This is a genomic window from Phocaeicola sp. (genome assembly GCF_048170425.1).
Classification (GTDB): domain Bacteria; phylum Bacteroidota; class Bacteroidia; order Bacteroidales; family Bacteroidaceae; genus Phocaeicola.
In genome coordinates this window covers 1-5,580 of sequence record NZ_DBEXBB010000327.1, presented here as the reverse complement: position 1 = coordinate 5,580, position 5,580 = coordinate 1, and the positions used below count along the sequence as shown (strand labels likewise).

General features: G+C 40.4%; 3 protein-coding genes. All 3 read right to left on the bottom strand.

Features of this window, described 5'->3' with window-relative positions:
• Positions 1–391 precede the first annotated feature (391 nt).
• Positions 392–1,972: a sulfatase gene (locus ACMJ0U_RS12470; protein WP_417130196.1), complete on the bottom strand. Its 1,581-nt coding sequence runs from the start codon at positions 1,970–1,972 to the stop codon at positions 392–394.
• 41 nt (positions 1,973–2,013) lie between these two features.
• On the bottom strand, positions 2,014–3,690 hold the full coding sequence (locus ACMJ0U_RS12465) for a beta-N-acetylhexosaminidase (RefSeq protein WP_417130197.1): 1,677 nt from the start codon (positions 3,688–3,690) through the stop codon (positions 2,014–2,016).
• 103 nt (positions 3,691–3,793) lie between these two features.
• Positions 3,794–5,580 (bottom strand): RagB/SusD family nutrient uptake outer membrane protein (locus tag ACMJ0U_RS12460; protein ID WP_417130195.1); only part of this gene is annotated, 1,787 nt, incomplete at its 5' end.

Below are 5,580 nucleotides of genomic sequence, written 5' to 3'. Positions count from 1 at the left end.
TACACCCAAATATACACCCAATTATTGAGATAGCAAAAGACATTTAGAAACATTTAGTTTTACTCTATGTTGTAATTTGCACTTGATTATCAGTTGTTTGCGGTTTTATGAGATTCTGTGAAAGTATAAGTTCGAGAGCCTGTCTCTCCGCAAAATGCTAAAATTCAGCGACTTTAAAACAAAACACCCGGCTATACACATCAAAATGTAAAGCCGGGTGTTTTGTTTTTTTACAGTCCAGAAAATACTTCAAAAGCCAAGATGGCATGCGCAAACTTACATGCCATCTTATTCCAAAGTTTTTATTTAATTCACCTGGTTCTATACTATATCTCCTAAATATAACTCATCGGCATATTAAAAGAAACAAAATACGACCAATAGTCCGGCATTACTTTTTCAGCTTTTCTTCAATTGGATCATTATATTGAGTCTGAAGTTTTTTCAACTCAGCTTTAAGCTCTTTTGTTATTTCTTCGTATCCTTCTTTGCCAAACAAATTATTCATTTCCTCTGGATCTTCCTGAAGATCATAAAGTTCCCAAACGTCAATATCATTATAAAAATGAATCAGCTTATAGCGCTCCGTACGTACACCATAATGACGCTTTACCATGTGTTCCGCAGGATATTCATAAAAATGATAATAAAGAGATTTACGCCAGTCAGACGGTTTTTCACCTTTCAACAGAGGAAGCAGGGATACCCCATGAATATCCGACGGAATTTCTGCCCCAGCCAGATCAAGAAACGTAGGAGCATAGTCAATATTCTGCACCATCTCCGTAATTTCACCTTTAGCTTTCTGCTTCATATTGTCAGGCAAACGCATTACAAGAGGAGTACGCATTGACTCTTCGTACATGAAACGCTTGTCAAACCAGCCATGCTCGCCCATATAGAATCCTTGGTCTGAAGTATAGACAACCAACGTATTCTTCAGCAATCCCTGTTTGTCCAGATAATCCAGCAAAACGCCCACATTGTCATCCAATGATTTGAGCACCTTGGCATAATCACGCATATATCTCTGATACTTCCATTCCGCAAGTTCTTTTCCCTGCGGATTCTTCTTGTAGAACTCATCAATCATCGGTTGGTAAAATTTATCATAAACCTCGCGATCTTCTTTGTCCAAACGACCGACAAAAGCTTCAAATGCCCCTTTAAGCGGAGTTTCACCTTCAGGTCTGTACATCTTTGTATCATACATTATGTCCATGTCCTTAAAGATGCTCATCTCCTGGGTCTTTGCAGCCTCTCTTCCCTCATAGTCGTCATAGAAATTATCAGGTATGGGAAAAGTCTTGTCCTCATATAAAGAAAGGTATTTCAACTCAGGCAACCAGTTACGATGGCATGCCTTGTGATGCACAAACAGACAGAAAGGTTTCTCCTTGTCTCTTGTATTCTCCAACCAATTGATACTTTTTTCAGTAATGATGTTTGTAAGATAACCTTTCTCTACAATGGTATCATTGTTCATTTCTATAAAACGAGGATTATAGTAATCTCCCTGGCCAGGAACGATTTCCCAATAATCAAAGCCTGTAGGAAGACTTTCCAGGTGCCATTTCCCGATTATAGCAGTCTGATAACCGGCTTTCTGCAAAAGTTTGGGCATAGTCTGCTGCGTTCCGTCAAACACACAATTGGTATTGTCATAAAAACCGTTAGCATGACTATGTTTCCCCGTAAACATACAGGCACGACTGGGGCCTGATAGAGAATTAGCCACAAAACTGTTTACAAACTTTACTCCATCATTAGCTATCCGGTCAAGATTCGGAGTTTCTACATAACGGTTGTCATAGCAGCTCATCATTTGCGCCGTATGATCATCGGTCATAATATATACAATGTTAAATCTTTCTTCCTGACTCTTCTGAGCTTCTCCACACGAAATCAGGGCAAACTGGGAAATACCTACAGATGCCAGACAAAACAGGTTCATAGTTGATTTTGAGTCCATAATCTTTTATTCTTATTTTTAAAACAACATAATTCAAACTTTCATTTATTTACGGGTAGCTGACTATCTATCGTATCAGCCGACAGGTTTGGATTTAATGCTTCATGTATATCCTCCTTATAATTGTAGCCATACAGTTTGTACAACTCCAAATGGTGCCTTAAACGTTCTAAGAAATCTCCAATGTTTTTATTTTCGGGTTTACTCCATTGTATTTCAGCCAACGCGGCAATACGAGGCAACATCTGCCATTCCATCTTTACACTGTCTTTAGTCCACTCTGTCCAGATACACCCCTGCGCCCCCATTACATTCTTTTTCTGCTCTGGCGTAGCCTCTTCAGGAACAGGCTCAAATGAATATACCCTATCTATGCTGCTTAACCCTCTTAATTGATTGAACTTGGCGTTACTGAAATACAGGTGCTGTATGGGGCAGGCAATTGTTCTATATCCGCCTTCTATGGATTTCAAGCAAGCCTCCGGTTGTGTCCAGGCCATAACAATGGTAGACTTTGCAGGATTTCCGTGCAGGATTTCATTCCATGCCATCATTTCTCTCCCCCGTTTCCGGATTTCCTTTTCCACTTCACCCATAAACCAGGCTTGAAGCTGATTTTCCTTCGTATGCTCTTTCGAGTCTTTTAATCCTAACTCCCTGATTTTCTTCTGACATTTTGCACAGGTTTTCCAGTGGTATTTGGGACATTCATCTCCACCTATATGAATATAGGGAGAAGGGAATATATCCATTATCTCATTAATTACATCTTTTGCGAACTGCAATGTCTGGTCATTTCCTCCACACAATACATTTCTAAACACGCCAAAATTGGCAGCTACCTCGTAAGGACCACCAGTACAGCCAAGTTCCGGATACGAAGCCAAAGCCGCCAGCATGTGGCCCGGCATATCAATTTCAGGAATTACGGTAATGTATCGCTCTGCCGCATACCTGACGATTTCTTTTGCCTCTTCCTGAGTATAATATCCGCTTACAGGGATACCGTCAAGTTCCTTCGATCCCCGCTCTTTTATCGTACCTTTTCTTTTCGAACCTATTTCCGTGAGCTTCGGATATTTTTTTATCTCTATACGCCAGCCTTGGTCTTCCGTAAGATGCCAATGAAAATAATTGATATTATATAAAGCAAGTATATCAATTATCTCTTTCAAATAATCAACACTGAAAAAGTGTCTGCCTACGTCTACCATGAACCCTCTGTAGCCAAAACGCGGATAATCCCTTACGCTTCCACAAGGAATGGCTGCAAGTGTGGTTCCATCTGTTACAGGCAATGCTTTATGCAAGGTCTGTATTCCATAAAACACTCCGGCCTCGGTTTTTCCTTTCAAAGAAATCTGCTCTTTTGAGACATTCAGCTCATAGCCTTCGTCTTCAGTCAAGGTACCATCCAAGCTTAAAACGATGGCATTATCTCTTTCTTTAGTAGACAAGTTCACTTCCGTAGCGGTAATTTTCTTTATATATGTAGCTAAAAACTCCGCATTTTTCTTCATCTTTTCATTACCTTCAGGATAACATATTGTGGTTGATTCATCAATCACAAAAGATGAACCGTCGTTCAATTTAACCACTTCATCAGGTCTGGGTATTACATCCAGATTTCCAAGTGTGACTTCTTTTTGGGAACAAGACATAAGCCCCGACACCATAAAAGCTAACAACGTCCATTTTTTCAGCTGACTCGTGTTCATAAATTCATTTATCATTATTTTAACATAGCATGTACAAACAAAGGCCTTCCATACCCCCTAAAAGCAGATATGGAAAACCTTAATTAATTATATTAGGGAATTATTACCACCCTGGATTCTGTTTCCACAATCCATCCATCAAATTCAACATTCTTTCTTGTATAGGCTGTAGATAATCTCTATTGGCTTTAAACTGCCATCCTTGTGGCATGGTAGAAGGCGGAACAGGCAAAATATAGCGAAGAGCATCTCCTTTATTTCCTGTCAGGAACAAATTGTTGTCACTTGCCTGATCATACTTCAATTCATCACCATAATGTTGCGATAAATTACTTCCAATAAACAATGCTCCCATAGGAGACTTACCGATAATAAGTTCTTCTGCCGCAGCCCAACGTAAAATATCTATCAGTCTTTTTCCTTCCAACGCTGTTTCCACTCTTCTTTCACGACGAACCACCTGCACATACTTATTCAAATCCTTGAATGGATAGCTTGCATCAGTGTTATATTCTCTGTCAAAATCTACAGCAGGCATACCGGCACGTTCACGCAAAGGTTGTAACACCCGGATAATTTCGCTTGCATTTGCTGCACCGTTCTGTTCTGCCAGAGCTTCCGCATGGTTCAGCAGAATATCTGCATACCGGAACTGGATGGCAGGAGTTGTCCCCTTGTATTCGCTGATATAGTCTCCCTCACAATCTATCTGCACATGCTTCAGCATGACATAGCCTGTAAGATTTGTTCCAAATGCCGTTCCATCTCCCGCCAAAGAAGGCCATTGGAGAGTATACGGACTACCCGCTCTTTCCGGTTGCATACGCTGACCAGGGAAAGCTACCGTCTGTGACAATCTTGGGTCACGGTTTTCCGGTTTTAATTCATCCGGATAGTTTTTCTTCAAATTCAGTAACTCTTCACCAAACAAAGGCCTACCGTCTCTTGACAAATAATCATCCACAAGTGAGGCACAGATACCAATATTTCCCCCTCCTGTATTCAAGTAACGAGTCACACTGTTTCCCACCTTATCTCCATCATACATCTTGAACCAAAGGATTTCCGGATTGGAAGTAAGATCCTGCGTATCAAATAGCTTTCTATAATCATTTTGAATATCACCCGTTTTATATATCTTCCATACATTCCGGGCTTCTACCTGCTGACAAGCCGTTATTGCAGTTTTAAGATAACTTTCTATCTTCGCATTCAAATCCGATTCGCTCAATGTATAGTCATAAAACTTTTCAGGTTTGTTCTTTTCTTTTGCATAGTGATAACGTTCCCACGTAGCTTCAAACAAAGCCACCTCACTTATCAAAGCACGAGCTACATCCTTATGAAGTCTCATAGACGCAGAATTGCTCTGTTCTTTCATCAAATCTCTGGCATTGCCCAAATCCTCAAGAATCTTATCCACAATAAATGTACGACTTTCACGTGGCAGCATCATCACCTCCATATCCGGATCCAAAGGTTTGTCTACCCATGCCAGTTCTCCATAGTTAATCAACATCCTATAATAATACCATGCACGGAAATAGTACGCTTCTCCTTTCAGCTGATTATATTCAATATCTCCTTTATCCGGACAATTGTCAATATTGTTGAGCAAATAATTTATGTTCCTTATATAGGTATAGTTAGAAAGCTCACTGGCAGAGCTCAATGCGGTCTGTCCCATGAGTCGCGTATTAGCAGCCATGCTACTCATATTGTCACTATCATAGTCCTGACCAGCCATACCACCGCCGCCACCGGCCATAAATCCTTGTCCTATCAGTCCGCTCTCATAATAACGGTCTACATAGTTTCTTATTTCACCTACACTCTGAAACGGATCTGCCGTAGAAAGTACCCCTTCCGGCATCTTATCCAAATCATAAA